The sequence below is a fragment of the Actinokineospora alba genome (assembly GCF_004362515.1).
GTDB lineage: Bacteria > Actinomycetota > Actinomycetes > Mycobacteriales > Pseudonocardiaceae > Actinokineospora > Actinokineospora alba.
On the sequence record NZ_SNXU01000001.1, the window covers coordinates 5,680,312 to 5,698,417 of the forward strand.

General features: G+C 72.0%; 10 protein-coding genes. All 10 read right to left on the bottom strand.

From position 1 onward, the window contains the following. Positions 1 to 168 precede the first annotated feature (168 nt). Positions 169 to 1,599 (bottom strand): ABC transporter ATP-binding protein, encoded by a 1,431-nt coding sequence (locus tag C8E96_RS26000; protein ID WP_091369509.1) that lies wholly within the window; start codon positions 1,597 to 1,599, stop codon positions 169 to 171. Next, the gene (locus C8E96_RS26005) at positions 1,596 to 2,366 is read right to left on the bottom strand and encodes an energy-coupling factor transporter transmembrane component T family protein (RefSeq protein WP_228769622.1); all 771 of its coding nucleotides are present in this window, start codon (positions 2,364 to 2,366) and stop codon (positions 1,596 to 1,598) included. The genes C8E96_RS26000 and C8E96_RS26005 overlap by 4 nt, the downstream gene beginning before the upstream one ends. Beyond that, positions 2,363 to 2,980 (bottom strand): MptD family putative ECF transporter S component, encoded by a 618-nt coding sequence (locus C8E96_RS26010; protein ID WP_228769623.1) that lies wholly within the window; start codon positions 2,978 to 2,980, stop codon positions 2,363 to 2,365. The genes C8E96_RS26005 and C8E96_RS26010 overlap by 4 nt, the downstream gene beginning before the upstream one ends. Before the next feature lie 53 nt (positions 2,981 to 3,033). Further along, positions 3,034 to 3,834, bottom strand: a complete 801-nt coding sequence (locus C8E96_RS26015) for a thioesterase II family protein (RefSeq protein ID WP_176926706.1) — start codon at positions 3,832 to 3,834, stop codon at positions 3,034 to 3,036. Between the two features lie 5 nt (positions 3,835 to 3,839). Further along, positions 3,840 to 5,555, bottom strand: coding sequence for an ABC transporter ATP-binding protein (locus C8E96_RS26020; RefSeq protein ID WP_091369514.1), 1,716 nt, complete (start codon positions 5,553 to 5,555; stop codon positions 3,840 to 3,842). Then, entirely contained in the window at positions 5,552 to 7,393 is a 1,842-nt protein-coding gene (locus C8E96_RS26025; RefSeq protein WP_091369518.1) for an ABC transporter ATP-binding protein, read from the bottom strand. Before C8E96_RS26025 ends, C8E96_RS26020 begins: the two co-directional genes overlap by 4 nt. 133 nt (positions 7,394 to 7,526) lie before the next feature. Beyond that, positions 7,527 to 8,603 (bottom strand): Gfo/Idh/MocA family oxidoreductase, encoded by a 1,077-nt coding sequence (locus tag C8E96_RS26030; protein ID WP_166658124.1) that lies wholly within the window; start codon positions 8,601 to 8,603, stop codon positions 7,527 to 7,529. Continuing rightward, a complete protein-coding gene (locus tag C8E96_RS26035) occupies positions 8,603 to 12,640 on the bottom strand; it encodes a non-ribosomal peptide synthetase (protein WP_091369524.1) in 4,038 nt (1,345 codons plus the stop codon). Before C8E96_RS26035 ends, C8E96_RS26030 begins: the two co-directional genes overlap by 1 nt. Next, positions 12,637 to 17,097: a non-ribosomal peptide synthetase gene (locus C8E96_RS26040; protein ID WP_228769624.1), complete on the bottom strand. Its 4,461-nt coding sequence runs from the start codon at positions 17,095 to 17,097 to the stop codon at positions 12,637 to 12,639. Before C8E96_RS26040 ends, C8E96_RS26035 begins: the two co-directional genes overlap by 4 nt. Continuing rightward, on the bottom strand, positions 17,081 to 18,097 hold the full coding sequence (locus tag C8E96_RS26045) for an alpha/beta hydrolase (RefSeq protein WP_228769625.1): 1,017 nt from the start codon (positions 18,095 to 18,097) through the stop codon (positions 17,081 to 17,083). Before C8E96_RS26045 ends, C8E96_RS26040 begins: the two co-directional genes overlap by 17 nt. Positions 18,098 to 18,106 lie beyond the last annotated feature (9 nt).

Genomic DNA, 18,106 nt, shown 5'->3' on the forward strand with positions numbered 1-18,106 from the left:
ATATTCGTTCCACCCATGTCCGCGTGGGTTTCTCACATCGATAACGGCCCCATGCCGCCTACCTGGGCAAACAGGTTCAGTTCGTCCATTTTGCACGTTGTCGCGAAAGTCGCACCGTTTATCGGTAAAAACGCGAGCATATTTATCCGACGCGCGGTTGAATGCCGGTCACGAGAGCTGGCGCAGGCGCAGTTCCTGGTCCGCGGCGAGGTCGAGCAAGTCGGCGTCGTGGCTGATGAGCACGACGACCGCGCCGCCGGTGGCGACATCGCGCATCGTCCGCGTCATCGACCGCAGGTGGCGGCGGTCGACTCCGGAGCTGGGCTCGTCGAAGATGACGACCCGGCGCCCGCTCAGCCGGGCCGTGGCGACGACGAGGCGCTGCTGCTGTCCCCCTGACAGCGCCAGCGGGTGCCGGTCTCCGCAGTGGTCGAGGTCGAGGTCGGCGAGCACCCTCGCGGCGTGGTCGGCCTGTTCGGGGGTCATGCCGAGGCGCAGTTCGGCGTCCACGCTGTCGGTGAACAACTGCCGCTGCACGTCCTGCATGACGATCGCGGTCTCCCGCTGGCGTTGCGCGCGCGAGCGGGGACGGCCGTCGAGCAGCACTTGGCCGCGGTGGCGCTGCAGGCCCGCGAGAATCCGGGCCAGGGTGCTTTTGCCCGCGCCGTTGGGGCCGGTGACCGCGGTGATCCGGCCCGCGGGCAGGTGCGCCTCCTCGAGGTCGAGGACGCGGCGGCCGCGGAAGCCGCACTGAACGCCGCGCAGCACGAGGCCCGAGCCTGCCACCGCGGACACGTCGGTCGGTTCGGGGTCGGCGGTGTCGACGCTGGGGCCGTGCGCCGCCGCCGTCGCGACCGCGACCCGCACCGGGGCCGCAAGGCCGCGCAGGCCTTCCGCGCGCATCGTCTCGTCGGTCAGCTTCGCGATCTCCGGCCGAGTCCACTGCCTGGTGACCCGGCCACCGTGCAGGATGACGATCCGGTCGGCGAGGTCACGCAGATAGTGCAGGCGGTGTTCGGCGATGACCAGGGTCATCCCCAGGTCCCGCAGGTGCCGCAGGACCCTGGTGAAATCGTCGACAGCCCGCGCGGACAGGTTGGAAGTCGGTTCGTCGAAAAGCAGGATGGGCGGATCGTGCGTGATCGCCGCCGCGCACGCCACCCGCTGCTGCTGGCCGCCCGACAGCTCCCGCAGCCTGCCGGTGAGCTCGTCGAGCCCGAAGTCGGCGGACACCTCGGCCACCCGTTCGCGGATCCGCTCGGACGGGGCACCGAAGTTCTCCAGCGCGAACGCGAGTTCGGTGTCGACGGCGTCGGTGAAGAACTGGCGGCGGGGATGCTGCAGCACGGTCCCGGTCACCCGTCCGACCTGCGCGAGGTCGGTGATCGTCGCCCCGTCGACGCGGACCTCACCCTCCAGCTTTCCCTCGTGGAACAAGGGAATCAGGCCGTTCATCAGACGCAGCGCGGAGCTCTTGCCCGATCCGCTCGGCCCGCACAGGACCACGGTCTCACCGCGCCCGACGCGCAGGTCGAGCCCATCGAGCGCGGCGGCGTCACCGCCCTGGTAGGTCCACCGGACGCCCGACAACTCGATCACAGCGCGCCTTTCCACAGCATGGTGGCCGCGACCAGCACCGCGACCAAGGCCACGACAGCCAAGTCGACGCGGCCGAATCGCGGTGGGTGCATGGCCGTCGGGTGCCGCCGCGCACCCAGGCCGCGCAGCAGCGCCGACGCGGACAGGTCCTCGGCCGAGCGCAGGCTCGACGCGATCAGGGGCACCGTGAAGTGCTCGATCGCCCGGAGGGGATGGCGCAGCATCCCCCCGATGCCACCGAGTCCACGCAGCCGCATGGCGTCCCACACCGCCGCTGTCTCGGCGATGATGGTCGGCATGAACCGCAGGAGCACCGCGCCGGACACGGTGAACGCCGACGGCACCCGCGCCGCCCGCAACGCGGCGGTGAGCCTCGTCGGCGAGACGGTGCGGGCCAGGTGCGCGGCGATACCGCCGATGGCGATCAGGCGCAGCGCGAACCCGGCCGTGATGGCCACGATGCCCAGGATCGGCCAGGGAGCCACCAGCGGAAGCAGGTAGTTCGCCGCGGCGGCCACGAGGGCGGCCACCGGGATCACAACCGCCCGCCGCCACGCCCGCTCGGTCACCGCGAGCAGCACACCGACCACCAGCGCCGCGGGCACGAACCACAGCCCTCCGGGCGCCATGATGGTGATGCTCGCGGCCAGCAGCAGCGCGACCGCGGTGCGCGGGTCCATGGACCAGCGCCCGGGTGTCCCGGCCGCCGCGGGCAGCCCGACCTGGTGCGGCGCGGCCTGCTCCGTGTGCGGCCGGGCCACCGTCACGCGATTCCCGCTTTGCGGAAGTGCTTGTCCAGCAGCCGCAGGCCCAATGCGCCGCCGATCAATCCGAAGAAGAACGTCGACAGGTCGAACGCGGCCAGCACCACCGGCGACAGGAACGCGTCCAGCGCGTCGCGGTACTCCTGGCCCATCGACTGCATGTACTCGCCGGACAGGTAGTCCTCACGCGCGTAGAACATCGGCAGGAACAGCCCGGCGAACCACATGCTGAACACCGCGTAGGCGGCCACGCCGAGCTTGCGCGACCGGTACCGGCCCAGCCACAGCAGCGCTTCGGCGATCAGCGCCAGCACCACGCCGAGGACTATGGCGACCGCCGGGCTGCCGATCAGGAGCATGAACGCGTTGACGATGACCGTGAACACGGTCACCATGCCCGCGTGCTTCACCCTGGTGAGGAACAGCATGAACGGCACGCCGCCCGCGATGATGCTGACCACGATCGAGACAAGTGTCGCGAGTGGACCGATGAACTCGAGCGCGTTGAGCACACCCACCGTCACGAGGTAGAGCGCGGCGAAGATCCCGATGTTGATCAGGTCGCGGGGGCTCATCTTGACATCGAGGCGTGGCCGGGCGGTGGATTCAATGGTCACGGTGTGGCTGCTCTCGTCTGGTGTGTGGGAGCTCGGAGTGGGGAAGGATCAGGTCAGGGCGCCGACGGCCACGGCACCGCCGCCGCGCCTGCCGCCGCGGCGCGCGCGTGGGCCGTCACCAGGTCGATCACCTGGTCGCGGTGGTGGTCGAGATAGAAGTGCCCGCCCTCGAAGACGGTGACGTCGAACGAGCCGTCGGTGGCGTCGGCCCAGCCGTGGGCCTCCTGCTCGTCGATCTCGACGTCCCGGTCGCCGTAGAACACCGACACCGCGGCGTCCAGGCGCGCCCCGGGTGCCATCGTGTAGGTCTCGCTCAGGCGGTAGTCGTTCCTGATGATCGGCAGGAACGTCTTGATCAGCGCTTCGTTGTCCAGCACGTCGAGGTTCGTCGCCTCGGTGCGACGCAGTTCCTCGATCAGCTCGTCGTCGTCGCCGAGGTGCACGGTCCCCGGCCGGGCGAGTGCCGGGGCGGGATGCCCCGACACCACCAGGCGGGCGGGGGCGACTCCCATGACCGTCATGCGGCGCGCGATCTCGAACGCGGTGAGCGCGCCCATGCTGTGTCCGAACAGGACTGTCGGCAGCGGCCGCTCGAACGGCAGGTCACCGGCCAGCACCGCGGCCAGCTCCCGGATGGTCGACGGCGGCGGCTCGTGGAAGCGGTCCTCGCGGCCCGGGTACTGCACGGCCACGAACTCGAGGTCCCACGGCACCGCCGCGGCCCAGGGCTTGTAGTAGCTCGCGCTGCCGCCGCCGTGCGGGAACAACACCACTCGCGCCCGCGCGTAGGGGCGGGCCGCGAGCGGGCGAAACGCGCCCGCCCGTCCCTCCCACGCCGCAGAACCGCTGGTCATGGCGCTCACCCGCTCGCTGTGGCAGCCGTGGAGATGTTCCAGAAGTCCGCGTAGCGGCCGCCCTGCAGCAGCAGTTCGTCGTGGCTGCCTTCCTCCACGATCTTGCCGCCGTCGAGGAACACGACGCGGTCGGCACGGCGCACCGTGCGCATGCGGTGGGCGACGGTCACGACGGTGCGTCCCGCCATCAGCCGCTCGATTCCCTCGTGCACGGCCGCCTCGTTGACCGGGTCCAGCGACGAGGTCACCTCGTCGAGCAAGACGATCGGCGCGTCCTTGAGCAGGGCGCGGGCGATCGAGACGCGCTGGCGTTCGCCACCGGAGAGCCGGGCGCCGCCCTCGCCGACGTCGGCCGCCCACCCGTCGGGCAGCCGGTCGATCACCTCGTCGAGCCGGGCCGCGCTCGCCGCCGCCCGCACTTCGGCGTCCGTGGCGTCCGGACGGCCGAGCCGCACGTTCTGCTCGATGGTGCCGTCGAAGAGGTAGACGTCCTGGAACACGATGGCGATCCGCGACATCAGGTCTTCGGTGTCCATCGAGCGCACGTCCACCCCGCCGATGCGCACCGCGCCCGCGTCGACGTCGTAGAAGCGCGCCAGGAGCTGGAGCAGCGTGCTCTTGCCCGCGCCCGACGGGCCGACGACCGCCAGCCGCTGCCCCACCGGGACGGTCAGCGAGACGTCGTCGAAGACCAGGCGGTCGCCGTGCTTGAAGGTGACGGAGTCGAACTCGACCCCGTGGCTTTCCGGACGCACCGGCTCGGCCGGTTCCGGCAGCGGCGCGGTGCGCAGCACGGTGTCGAGGCGGTCCAGTTCGACTCGTGCGCCGCGCAGCTTGCCGCCGATGTCCGACAGCGATAGCAGCGGGTCGGCGCAGCGGGCGGCCAGCACCAGGATGCTCAGGAGTTCGGCGACACCGATGTCGCCGCCGAGCCCGAGGTACGTGCCCAGGACCATGATGAGGGTGAAGACGACCTGGACCGTGACGGTCAGGCTGACCGCGCCCGGCAGCACCGCGCCGACAGTGCGGCGGGAGGTGCGCTCCACGTCCTGGAGCGCGTTGTCCAGCAGCCCGAAGCGCTCACCGGTCCGACCGCCCGCGCGCAGCACCGGCTGCGCCTGGATGAACTCGATCACCCGGCCCGCGGCCTCGTTGTCCCGCTCGTGGCGCTCGGCGTCGACAGCGGCCGACGAGCGCGCGGTCCACTTCTGGATCACCGCGACGACCGGCGCCGCGGCCAGCGCGGCCAGCCCCAGCCGCCAGTCATAGGCGATCATCACGGCGACGATCGTCAGCGGGGTCACCAGGGCCGAGATGAACGGCGCCAACAGGTGCGCGGCGACCCCCAGGGCGGCGAGCAGTCCCTTGCTGGCCATCGTGGACACGTCGCCGACCCGGGTGGAGTCGTACCAGCCCAGGGGCAGGCGGGCCAGGTGGTCACCGAGCTTGTAGTACATGCCGCGCAGCATTGAGGTGCCGACTCGCATGCCCGACACGTCGCTGAGGTAGCGCAGCACCGCGTAGACCGCGACCGCTCCCCCGAAGCCGAGCAGGTAGGGCCAGGCTTCCGCGGGGTCGCTCCCGAACAGCTTGTGCAGCACGGGAACCAGCAGCGCGTAGAGCAGGCCCTCGACGATCGCGGTGACCGTCATCAAGGCGACCGTGCGGCGCATCGGTTTGGCGTACTCGTTTCCCAGTACGCGCAGCAGCAGACCGATCATCGGGTTTCCTCTCCTCGCACCGCGGCGGCGCTGGTGTCGACCTCGGCGATGGCCGTCTGCTGTGCCTGCCAGAACGCCGCGAACTTCCCGCCGCGGGCCAGCAGCTCGTCGGGCTTGCCGCGCTCGACGATGGCGCCGTCCTCGAGCATCACCACGGTGTCGGCGTGGGCGATGGTCTCGAGCCGGTGCGCGATGACCAGCACGGTCCGGTCGGTGCCCCGCGCGGTCAGCGCCTGGCGCACCGCGTGTTCGGTCTGCGGGTCGATGAAGGCGGTCGCCTCGTCGAGGACCAGGACGGGCGCGTCGGCGAGCAGCGCACGGGCGATCGAGATGCGCTGCGCCTCACCGCCGGACAGCTTGACGTCCTCACCGATGATCGAGTCGTAGCCGTGCGGCAGTTCGAGCGTCCGGTCGTGGATGTTGGCCAGCCTGGCGACCCGCACGATGTCGTCGTGTTCGGCTTTGGGCACCGCGAGGGCGATGTTCTCCGCGACCGAGGCCCGCAGCAGGCGGACGTCCTGGAAGACGAACGAGACCGTGCCGTAGAGCTCGCGGGCGCCGAGCTCGCGCAGGTCGACCCCGCCGAGCACGACGGAGCCGTGGGTCGGGTCGAAGAACCGCGGCAGCAGCTGGACCAGCGTGGACTTGCCGCTGCCCGACGGACCGACGAGCGCGGTGACCGTGCCCGGTTCCAGGGTCAGGTTGATTCCCCGCAGCACCTCCTGGTCGTCGTCGTAGCCGAACCGGACGTCCTTCAGCTCCACCCGGTGCCCCCGCGGAACTGCCGGGTTCTCCGGCTCCGGCAGCGGTTCGACGTCGAGCACCTCCTTGATGCGCCCGACCGCGCGGCCCGCGGCCTGCATGTCGTCGAAGCCGTGGCCGAGTGCCGCGATCGGCGCGGTCAGGCCGAGGCCGAGCAGCAGGAACGGCAGCAGGTCGGCCGGGGCCATATCGCCACCCGTGATCAGCGAGGTGCCACCGATCAGCACTATCAGCAGCACGAACGGCGGCGAGAGCCACAGCTGCATCGCGGCGGCGACCACGGACATGCCGCGGACCCACTTGGAGAAGATGTCGACGAAGTCGTCGGCGGCCCGCAGGAACTTCTGGTGGGCGCGCTCGGCCCCGCCGAACGCCTTCACCACGGAGATGCCCTGCACGAATTCGACGACGGAGCTGGCGATGCGGCCCATCGCCGCGTCGAAATCCTTCTGCTCCTGCGTGCGGGCGGGCAGCATGAAGAACGGGACCATCAGCATCGCGAGCAGCACGGGGATCAGCGTGATCAGCGTGAGCCGCCAGTCGATCGAGAGCAGGTAGATCAGCGACGCCAGCGGCACCACGAACGCCGCGACGAGCTCGCCGGGCGCGTGGGCGATGAACGGGTGGACGGCGGAGACGTCGTCACCCACGACTTTCGCCAGCTCGCCGCTGCGGCGGCGGGAGAACCAGCCGATCGGGACGCGGCCCAACTGGGCGGCCAGCATCCGGCGGAAGCCCAGCTGCACCGCGCCGTCGACGTAGTGGCCGAGCCCGAACGACGCGGAGGTGAACACCAGGCGGATCAGCAGGCCGACCACGCCGATGATCACGGCGGTCCAGATGTGGTCATGGTCCACCGGCCCCGAGGCCAGCAGGCCGCGCCCGATCTCGACCACCGCGAGCAGCGGCGCGAGGCCGGCGAGCGCGCCGATGACCTGCAGGGCGACGACGAGGGCGAACTTGCCCGCGAACGGGCGAAGCAGGGCACCCACCCGCACCCCCGGGGCCGGCGCGGAATCGACCTCCGGTGGCGGGGCGGCCTGCTCCCTTGCGTCGACGCGGTCGGTCACATTCATCGCTCTCCCACTCGATTTCGATACTCCGACGATCTTGAACCTATCGGCCCTGGACCCGGCGCGATACCACAATGCGTCGCGTTCCACCAGATCCGGTGTACGCGCGTGGACGTACGCGGGTACGCCACCGGACCTACAAGTCGGCGACGGTCAGCGGGTCGCCCGCGTCCGGGGTGGCCGCGTGGGGGTAGCCGATCGCCTCGGTCAGGTCCTTCCAGGCGTGCGCGACCGCCAGAGCGCGCCTGCCGCGCCGCAGCGGGTCCGCGCCCGCCTCGACCCGCCCGCGCAGGTCGTCCATCGCGGTCACCACACCGCCACTCCACAGCTCGTCCACCGCCGTCGCCCAGGTCGGCGACTCGGCCGGGCCGAGGTAGTCGGCGGTTCGGCCGCCGAAGTCGTCCGCCCATGACCCGTCCTGCGCCGCGACCGGGAGGAACCGGCCCATCTCGTCGGACCGCACGCGCAGCACCGGGCTCCAGATCACCGGTCCGTGGGTGTTGGCCAGCATCAGGTTGCCCGCGTCGGTGCCGATGGTGATCCGGTGCAGGAACAGGCTGGTGCTGTCGTCGCCTGCCTGCATCCGGTTCTCCACGCGCAGGGTCAGCGGCACCCCGCCGACCTGGCCGTGCGCGCAGGCCAGAGGCAGGCCCGCGCCCTGCGGCACCGGGGCCAGCGACCACGGCTTGAGCCCGTCGAAGACCTCGGCGAGGATGTCGATCAGGTCGTAGGAGACCTGGATCGCGCACATCGCGTCGACGAACACCGCTTTGCGCAGGGTCACCAGCTTCCGCGCGGCGGCGGTGAACCGGCGGACCGGTTCCAGATGTGGGTAGAAGGTGTTCACCAGGTACTGCGACCCGGTGCGCCGCGCCACCTTCAGGCAGTCCGCCAGCTCGGTCGGGTGCACCGGATGCTCTTGCAGCACATGGATTCCACGTTCGAGCAGGGCCTTGGCCAGGTCGGCGCCGGACCCGCCGCCCACCGCGGTCGACACGACGACGCAGGCGGCGTCGATGTCGTCCGGCAGGCTGTCGACCGAGGGATACAGCGGGACTCCGTAGTCCCGCGCGAGTGCCGTGGACCGGGCGCTGCCCCTGGCCACGATGCCCGCGAGTTCGTAGTCCTCGGCGCGGGCCAGGGCGGAGAGGTAGACCTGGCCGAAGCGCGTGCCGCACACGACGACGCGCATCGGCCGGGGTGGCTGGGTCATCATCGGCCCGTCGGCGCCGTCGAGATCGCGGCCACCGTGCCTGCCACGTTGGGCCGCCGCAGGCAGGTGTCGTGGTCACCGGGGACGTCCACGACAGTCAGGTCGCCCAGGCACACCTCACTCCAGAGACCCTCAGTGTCCTTTTCGGACTCGGTGGGGCGAAGCAAGGTGATGTCGTCGGCGTAGGGCGCGGGGTCGTAGCACGCCACCGCCTCAGCGGTGTGCGAGAGCACCGACCCGCTCTCCCCCGGCTGCCGGCTGACGCTTCCGGACAGGATGGTCAGCCGTGCCGTCGCGTCGGCCTCGCCGAGCGCCCTGGCCAGTTCCAGCGCGATCGGGCCGCCGAGGCCGTAGCCGATGACCTCCACCTCGCCGAACCCCGCGGCCAGCACCTCGCGCGCGTACCCACCGGCCAGCGTCTCGATGAGTATCGCCGCGGCGATACCGAGGTAGTGGTCGGCGTCGGGCGCGGTGAGACCCAGCAGCGGCCCGGTGCCGGTGAGGCCCTCGATCAGTTCCTCGTAGGCGGCAAGGGTTCCCGTGCCGTCGTGCACGAGCAGGCGAACCGGGCCGGTCCCCGCCATCGCGAGCGGGACGAGCGCCTCCCGACGCACCTCCGGGCCGGGCGCCGCCGCCGGTTCCGCCGCGGAGCCGGACTGCAGCCACTTGCCCAGCCCGGAGACCGTCGGCGTGTCCAGCAGGGCACGCAGCAACACGTCGAAGGCGATATGCGCCGCGGCGGGGATGCGCTCGCGCACCTGCCCGACGAACTGCGCGGCGAGCAGCGAGTTTCCGCCCACGTCGAAGAATCCCGTGGTGCGGCTCGGAACCGGCCCGCCGAGCACGTCCGCCCAGAGCCGCGCGAGGTCCTGCTCGACACCGGGGTGCGGCGGCTCGGCGGGTTCCCCGGTCGACACGGTCGGCGCCGCCATGGAGTCGAGCAGCCGCTTGCGGTCGACCTTTCCGTTCGCGGTGAGCGGCAGGCCCTCGACCACCTGCACCCGCGCGGGAACCATGTGACCGGGCAGGCGCCGCGCCACCCAGCCGACCAGTTCCAGCGGGTCGACCGGTTCGCCCGGCCGCGCGGGGATCACGAACGAGACCAGCGCCCGCTCGAACGCCTCCCGGCCCGCCGCCAGCACCACGCAGGTGCCCACATCCGGGTGCTCGCCGAGCACCGCCTCGATCTCGCCGAGTTCGATCCGGTGGCCGCGGATCTTGACCTGCTGGTCGGCGCGGCCGAGGAACTCGATCTCGCCGTTGGGCAGGTACCGGCCGAGGTCGCCGGTGCGGTAGAGCCGCTCCCCGGTGTCCGGGTGCGCGAAGAAGCGTTCGGCGCTGCGCGCGGCGTCGTTGAGGTACCCGTCGGCCAGCCCGGCGCCCGCGATGTAGAGGTCACCGGGGACCAGCTCCGGCCGGTCGCGCAGCGCGGAGTCGAGCACGTGGAAGCGCTGGTTCGCCAGCGGCAGGCCGTAGGGGATGCTGCGCCAGTGCGGCTCGACGGTCGTGATCCGGTGGTAGTTCGACCAGATCGCCGCCTCCGTGGCGCCGCCGAGACTGATCAGCTCGGCCCCCGGCGCATGCCGTCCGGCGTGGGCGGGCAGCGACAGCGGGATCCAGTCGCCGGACAGCAGGGCCAGCCGCAGCGTGGGCAGCGCGGTGGGCTCGACGTCGAGGTAGTGCATCAGCATCTGCAACTGCGCGGGCACCGAGTTCCACAGCGTCACACCGTGCTCGGCGACCACCGCCGCCCAGTGCGACGGGTCGCCGCGCCGGGTCGCGTCGGGCAGCACGAGCGTGGCGCCGAGGGCGGTCGGGCCGAACAGGTCGTAGACGGACAGGTCGAAGCTCAGCGCCGCCAGGCCCAGCACCCGGTCCGCCGCGCCGACGCCGAAGCGCACGTTGATGTCGTGCACGGTGTTCGCCGCGGCCTCGTGGCTGATCATCACGCCCTTGGGGGTGCCGGTCGAGCCCGAGGTGTGCATGACGTAGGCGAGTTCGCTCGGGGCCACCCGGGGCGGCTCGGGCAGGTCGGCGACCGGGATCGGCCGCACGTCGGTGACGTCGACCGCGTGGGTGCCCGGTGGCAGCGCGTCGGCTGCCGCGGTGTCTGTGGCTCCTTCGACGAGGACGAACTTCGCCCCCGCGGCGGTCAGGATGCCGTCGCGGCGCACCCGGGGCTGGGCCAGGTCGACCGGGACGTACACGCCGCCCGCGAGCAGCACGCCGAGGACGCCGACAGTCTGGGCGCGCGACTTGTCGATCAGGACTCCGACGAAGTCCCCCGGCGCGCACCCGGCGGCGCGCAGCCGCTGCGCCACCGCGGCTGCCTTGCCCAGCCACTCGCCGTAGGTCATCGACCCGGTCGCGTCGATCACCGCGACCCGGTCGGGGAATTCGCGGCCGTAGGCCATGAGCGGCTCGTGCAGCAGGCCGCCGGGGGTGGGCGCCTCGGTCGCGTTCGCCTCGGCCCGACGGGCCCGCTGCGACTCGGGCAGGGACTGCGGGTCGACGGCCGACCACGTCGCGTCCGAGGCGGCCAGTCCGTGCAGGAGCGCGACGAACGCGGCGAACATGTCGTCGACCAGGCCGTCGGGGAAGATCCCCTCGCGCACGTCCCAGTTCATGTCGAGGCCGCCGAGCTGGTCACCCACCTGGCAGTCGATCCACACCTGCGGGGTCTGGCTGATCCCGTTCACCGGGCGCGCCTTGCGACCCGCCGCCGAGGCCAGCTCGCCGCCGACGCCGATGCTGCCGGTGAACACCACGGGCAGCGCGGCGCCCGCGTCGCGGCCACGGCGCTTGGTGAGTTCGCGGAGCACCTCCACTCCGCTGAACAGCCGGTGGTCGAGGTCGTCGAAAACGCGTTCGCCGATGGCGCGGGCGCGGTCGGCGAAACTCGCCCTGCCCTCAAGGTCGACGGCGAGCAGGCTCAGCGAGGTGAAGTCGCCGAGCATCCGGTCGACCCGCGGGTGCAACGGCATGCGGTTGAGCACGGGCAAACCGAGGCAGAAGCGCTCGACCCCGCTCCACCGGCCGATCGTCTCGGCGAACGCCGCCAGCACCGCGTTCGCGGGGGTGATCCCGTGGCTTCCCGCGCGCGCCTTCAGCGCCCGCCACACCCGACTGTCCACTGTGGTGCTCAGCCTGCGGAACAGCGGGGGCGCCGTCGCTGGGTCGTGGTCGTCGCGGGTGGGCAGTGCGGGCGCGCCGGGCAGTTCGTCCAGGCGCCCCATCCAGTACTCGCGGTCGCGGGTGTACCGCTGGGTGTCGCGCAGCCGTTTCTCCGCCAGGACGTAGTCGCGGAACGTCGCGTCGAGCGCGGGCAGCTCGCAGTCGGGCCGCTGGTAGCGGCGGTCCAATTCGGACAGCAGCAGCCGAATGCTGATCCAGTCCATGGCCATGAAGTCCACCGAGACGTGCAGCACGCAGCGGTCGTCGGCGCGGGTCAGGCGCAGTTCGTACATCGGGCGCACGCCCGCGGGGTGCACCTTGTGGGAGATCTCGTCCCGCACGGCGCTGATCCCCCGCCGCACCGCCTCCGCCGACGCGCCGCGCAGGTCCGCGACCGGGACGCGGGTGTCGGCGAGTTCAGGCAGGACGCGCTGGGTGCCGTCCTCGCCGATGACCAGCCGCAGCGTGTCGTGCCTGAGCACCAGGCTGTCCCACGCGCGCTGCAACCGCTCGGGGTCCAGGTCGGCCGGGTACTCGAACTCCTCGTAGAGGTGGCAGGACACGCCGCCGTACGCGAACGCGCCGTTGCGGCCGAACAGGTACGCGGACTGGACATCGGTCAGCGGGAACGACTCCAGCCGCCCCTCGGGGTCGTCCCGCCACAGCGACTCCCCCGCGGCGGTTCGCACGCTCGGCGGGCCCTCGGGCAGCACGGTGAGCAGGTCGGCCTTGAACGTGCGCAACTTCGCCTTGCGCTCGTCGGTCATGGCGCCGCGGGGAGCGCGGAACCGCAGCCGCTCCTCCTCGCGCCACAGTTCGATCCCGGCCGCCCCGAGTTCCTCGATCAGCTCGGCCGCGGTCATAGCGAACCCTCCTCGAGGTCCTCGGCGCCGGACCCGTCGATCAACGCGCCCAGGCCCGCGACCGTCGGCGTGCGCATGACCTCGCGCATCGGCACGTCGACGCCGTGTTCGCCCCGCACCTCGGCGACGAAGCGGGTGGCGAGCAGGCTGTCGCCGCCGAGCCGGAAGAAGTTCTCGTCGCGGCCGACCGAGTCGAGCCCCAGCAGCTTCATCCACAGCTGGGCGACGAACTCCTCGGTCGTGCCGCGCGGCGGGTCGCCCACGTCACGCGGCCGGTCGACGGACTGTTCGAGCGCGGTGACGATCCGCCTGCGGTCGACTTTGCCGTTCGCGCTGAGCGGGAGCACCGGCAGGACCGCGAGGTGTGCTGGCACCATGTGCTCGGGCAGGCGGTCGGCGGCCCACCGGCGAAGGGCGTCCATGTCGACGCCGCGCGCCGACTCCGGCCGGTCCGCGGTGAGCAGGATCTCGCCGGTGCTCTCCGCGCGCAGCACCTGGATGTCGCCGAATCCGGCGTCAGCGAGGGCCTGGGTCCAGCGCTGCGGGCCGTGTAGCCAGCCCGTGGTGTGCGCGCCGTCGTCGAACCGGCCCGCTCGCGCCTCCAGCGGCAGCGCGGTGATCAGCGCCAGCGGCGTCGGGTGGGCGCGTTCGAGCAGGTAGAGCCTGCCGCCAGGGGCGAGCAGGACCGCCATCGTGGCCGCGGCCACGTCCGGGTCGGGCAGCCGGTGCAGCACGTTGTCGGCGACGACGGCGGCGAAGGCGTGGACGTGCTGCTCGGCGATCGCATCGGGGCCCTGCACCGACACCCGCGTGCGGTGCCCCTGCTCGGCCAGCGTCATCTCGGCCCTGGCCAGCGCGGGCGCCGAGGAGCCGAACAGGGTGTACTCGACGGCGTCGGAGGCTAGTTCGGTGAGCACTCGCGCGGCGCCGTCGCCGCCCGCCACCGCCCACTGCGCCACGGCGCCGGAGCGGCCGCGCAGGTCCGCGCCGATGGCCTTGCGGCAGTCGGCCGTCGCGGGCATCAGGTCGTTGAGCGCTTCCGGGGCCAGCACCGGGTCGTCGAGCAGGGCGGTGGCGTCGGCGCGGCCCGAGAGGATCCCGGTGAAGAGCGGCGCCGCCCACTCCAGGGCGGTCGCGACGGCCGCAAACCGGGTGCCGACGGCGGATTCGCGCACCTGCTTGATCCACGCCTGGTCCGTGACCTCGGCCCACCGGGGCCCCGGCTCGCAGCCCGCGCCCGTGCGGCGCACCACCGCACGCTGGGCGAGGTAGTCGAGCCAGATCTCCACGACAGGACGCTGTTGCGCGCAGATCGGCAGCGCGGCGGCCACCCCGTCGACCAGCGGCGCGACGACGTCGGCGAGCAGCGCCTCCACCAGCTGGTGCTCCAGTGGGTTCGCCTCGGCGTCCGCGGCGGGCGGCAGGAAATCGCCGCCCGCGGCGGCTGGGCGGTCGACGCCTTGCGGGCCGCGCTCCCCCGCCGTCGAACGCTCGGTCACGGCTGCGACGACCCCGCGGCCGCCCTCGGTGACCACCACCGCGACAGCCTGGGCCACCTCGGCGTCGGCCTGTAGGCACGCCTCGATCTCGCCGAGTTCCACCCGGAAGCCGTTGATCTTGACCTGGTGGTCGAGGCGGCCAAGGAACTCGAGGTTGCCGTCGGGCCAGTAGCGGCCGAGGTCGCCGGTGCGGTACCAGCGCTCGCCGTCGACGACCGGGAACCGCGCGGCGGTCAGCTCGGCGTCGCCTCGGTAGCCGAGCGCGACACCCGCGCCGCCGATCCACAACTCGCCGGGCACCCAGTCGGGGCAGTCGCGACCGCGGCCGTCCACGACGCGGAACTTCTGGTTCTTCAGCGGCTTGCCGTACGGGATCGACCGCCAGCCTTCCTCGACCGCGGCGACCTCGAACGAGTTCGACCAGATCGCGGCCTCGGTGGCACCGCCCGCGGCGACGAACCGGCACCGGCCGCCGGTCGCCTCGGCCAGCCGCGCGGGCAGGTCGAGCCCGATCCAGTCACCGGAGAGCAGTGCCACGCGCATCGACTCGGGCAGCGACTTGTCCTGCGCCGCGATCAGCACCATGTCGAGCAGCGCGGGAACGGTGTTCCAGATGGTCACCGAATGCCGGTGGCACAGCGCCAGCCATTCGGCGGCGTCGCGCCTACCGGTCTCGGAGACCAGCACGGCCGCGCCGCCCGCCGCGAGTGGGCCGAAGATGTCGTACACGGACAGGTCGAAGTCGAGGGCGGACACCGCCAGCACCCGGTCGTTCGCCTCGACCCCGAACCGCTCGTTGAGGTCCTCGACGGTGTTGACACTGGCGCGGTGGCTCAGCTCCACGCCCTTGGGCAGGCCGGTGGAGCCGGAGGTGAAGATCACGTACGCCAGATCGTCCGGCTCGGCGGGCACCGGAGCGCTCAGCGGCTCCTCGGTCAGCGCGGCCTCGATCGTGAGCACCTCGACGCCGGGGTCGGCCGAGTTCAGCTGCCCGGTGCCGTCGAGGATCACCTTGGCGCCGCCCAACTCCAGGATGCGCGCGCGCCGCTCGGCGGGCTGGTCCATGCCGATCGGGAGGTACGCCGCACCCGCGGCGAGCACACCGAGGACCGCCGCGATCTGCTGGTCGCCCTTCGGCGCGACCACAGCGACGGACGAGCCGCGGCCGACACCGCGCCGCGACAAGGCGCCCGCGACGGCCAGCGCCCGCCGAGCCAGTTCGTCGTGCGCCAGCGACTCGTCCTCACCCCACAGCAACGCGGGCAGGCCCGCCCGCGCGGCGGCGTGCTTGAAGAACGCGGTGTGCAGCAGGTTGTCGGTCAGCTCGCGGGTGTCGGAATTGACCTTGGCGCGCACCGCACGCTGCGCGGCGGGCAGTTGGAGTTCCGGCCAGGTGTCCCACCGGCCGACCAGCAGCGAACGCACGAGCGCCTCGTAGGCCGCGATCATCGTGTCGAGCACGCCCGCGGGGAAGAGTTCCTCGACCGCGTCCCACACCAGGCGCACGTTGTTGTCGCAGGTGCGGTAGATCTGCTGGTCGAGCCAGATCTGCGGGGTCTGCGAGATCATCCACGAGACATCGCCGAAGCGGTTGGCCCACTCGTCGGGGATCAGCGGGGCCGACAGGTCGTAGGAGAACACGACCGGTGCGGTGCGGGGCGCGTCGACGTCGGCGCGGGCCAGGTCGCGCAGCACGTCGACACCGGTGTAGGCGGCGTGCCCGATGTCGGTGTGCAACTGCCGCTGCAGGACCCGCGCGCAGTCGGCGAAGCTGTCGCCCGCCAGGTCGACCTCCACCAGCACCAGCCCGGAGAAGTCGCCGATCAGGCTGCCGATCTCCGGGTGCGCGGCGAGGTCGCGGTCGAACAGCGGCAGGCTGAGCAGGAAGTGCTCGTCCCCGCTCCACCGGGACAGGATCAGCGAGTACGCGGTGGCCAGCACCGCGGCCGGGGTCAGGCCCGCCTCGCCGCAGCGGCGCTCGAGCGCGACCCACTCCTCCGCGCTCAACTCCCAGTGCCTGCGGACGAATTTGTGCTTGGTGACGGTCTCCGGGTCGACCGCGAGCGGCAGCTTCGGACCGCCGGGCAGCGTCGGCACGCGCCGCTGCCAGTACGGGCGCGCCCGCTCGCGGTCGGACTCGCGGACCGCGGCCTGGTCGGCCTGGTACTGGCCGAAGGTGTAGGTGAGCTCGGGCAGGCCGTGGGGGTCGTCGTACAACGCGACCAGCTCGACCAGGATCACCCGGAAGCTGGCCAGGTCGGCGGCGACGAGGTCGATGTTGAGGTGCAGCCGGTCGACCCCGCCGGGCAGCCGCGACAGCGAGACGTCGATGACCTCGCCCTGGTCGACGTGCAGCCACCGGTGGGAAAGCTTGTCGCGCAACGCGAGCGCGGACGCCTCGGCGCGATCGGGGGTCTGGTCGCGCCAGTCGTTGACGGTCAGACCCGGCCACGGCGACTCGGGCAGGACGTGGTGCATCGCGTCCTCGCTGAACCGCGCCCGCAGCATTGGGTGGCGCTCGATGAGCGCCCGCACGGCGGCCTCCAGGCGCTGGGGCTCCAGCTCCGGCACGTCGAACTCGAGGTAGTTGTGGCAGCCGATCCCGCCGAGCGCCTGGTGGTCGGCGCGGCCGAACAAGTAGGCCTGCTGCACCGGAGTCAGCGGGAACGTGCTCAGCGGAGCGCTCGCGACGGCGGGTTCGGCGGGCTCGGGTTCGGGCGCTGCGGATTCGGTGGTGATCGCGAACTCGGCCCAAGCCGACAGCCGGGGGTCGGCGGACAGCCGCGCGAAGGTGACCTCGGAGCCCGCGCCGTTGAGCCGCTGGGTCAGCCGCATCAGGTCCATCGACTGCAGACCGAGTTCGAAGAGGTTGGTCTCGTCGTCCTCCGGGGTCAGCTCGATGCCGAGGACACCGGACACCGTCTCGCGCAGTGCGTCGAGATCAGTCGCGGCGCTCATGCCCGCCGATCCCGTTTCGTGGTTCTCCGGTGACATTTCCGAGCTCCCTTGCGCGCTGTCCATCGATGACCCTGCGGTGAACGTCTGTTGTGGACCCCTGAGGCTCCTCGAGGTCGTGCGGGGCGTGCCGCTTCGCCCCGCGCCCCAGGAGCTCGGCGGTCGCGTCGCCGAGCGCCGTGCCCGGCCGACCGAGGTCGTAGGCCAGGTCGAAGTGGTTGCGCGACGGGGCGACCAGCTCGGTGACGTCGCCACCGAGCGCACGCACGGCCTCGACGAACTCCCGCTGCTGTCTGCCGAATTCCTCGGTCTCGCTCTCCCCGCGCGCCACCACGAGCGGCGGCAGCGCCGGACCGAGGTGGTGCATCGGGCTGCACGCGCGCGCGGTGGCGGTGTCCAGTCCGAGTGGCGCGTTGACGTAGGTGCGCGACACCGGTTCGAGGTCGTACACCCCGCTGAGCAGGATCGCGCCCGACACCGCGTCCACGGCCCGCGTCCCGGTCCGCGCCCAGCCCGCCTCGTCGAGCAGCGCCATGGCGATCAGGTGCGCACCCGCCGAGCAGCCCGCCAGGTACACCGATCCGGGCTTGCCGGGCAGCTCATCGAGGTTGGCGCAGATCCAGCGGATGCCGTCCGCCGCCATGGCGATGATCTCGGGCAGGGTGTACGCCGGGGCCAGGCCGTACCCGAGCGCCGCGACCGACACCCCGGCGGGCACCAGGTCGGGCGCCATGAACGCCGACTCGCTCCGGCTGACCTCCTGCCAGTACCCGCCGTGGACGAACACCAGCAGCGGCCCACCCGGCTCCGTGGCGGGGAACAGGTCGAACAGCTCTTCCGGCCTCTGTCCATATCGGACACCGACCTCGACGTCGAGCCGCTCCCGCGCCGCGGCGCTCCGCCGCGCGTACTCGGTCATGTACGCGGTGACGTCGGGGACGCACGAGCTCGGCGAGTACTGGACGTCCAGGGTTTCCTGGTCGTACGAAAGGTAGATCGTCACGTGACCTTC

Excerpts from the sequence above, each read along its gene's own strand:
- C8E96_RS26015 (WP_176926706.1), bottom strand. The coding sequence starts at position 3,834 with ATGACCAGCGGTTCTGCGGCGTGGGAGGGACGGGCGGGCGCGTTTCGC.
- C8E96_RS26020 (WP_091369514.1), bottom strand. The coding sequence starts at position 5,555 with ATGATCGGTCTGCTGCTGCGCGTACTGGGAAACGAGTACGCCAAACCG.
- C8E96_RS26025 (WP_091369518.1), bottom strand. The coding sequence starts at position 7,393 with ATGAATGTGACCGACCGCGTCGACGCAAGGGAGCAGGCCGCCCCGCCA.
- C8E96_RS26030 (WP_166658124.1), bottom strand. The coding sequence starts at position 8,603 with ATGACCCAGCCACCCCGGCCGATGCGCGTCGTCGTGTGCGGCACGCGC.
- C8E96_RS26035 (WP_091369524.1), bottom strand. The coding sequence starts at position 12,640 with ATGACCGCGGCCGAGCTGATCGAGGAACTCGGGGCGGCCGGGATCGAA.
- C8E96_RS26040 (WP_228769624.1), bottom strand. The coding sequence starts at position 17,097 with ATGAGCGCCGCGACTGATCTCGACGCACTGCGCGAGACGGTGTCCGGT.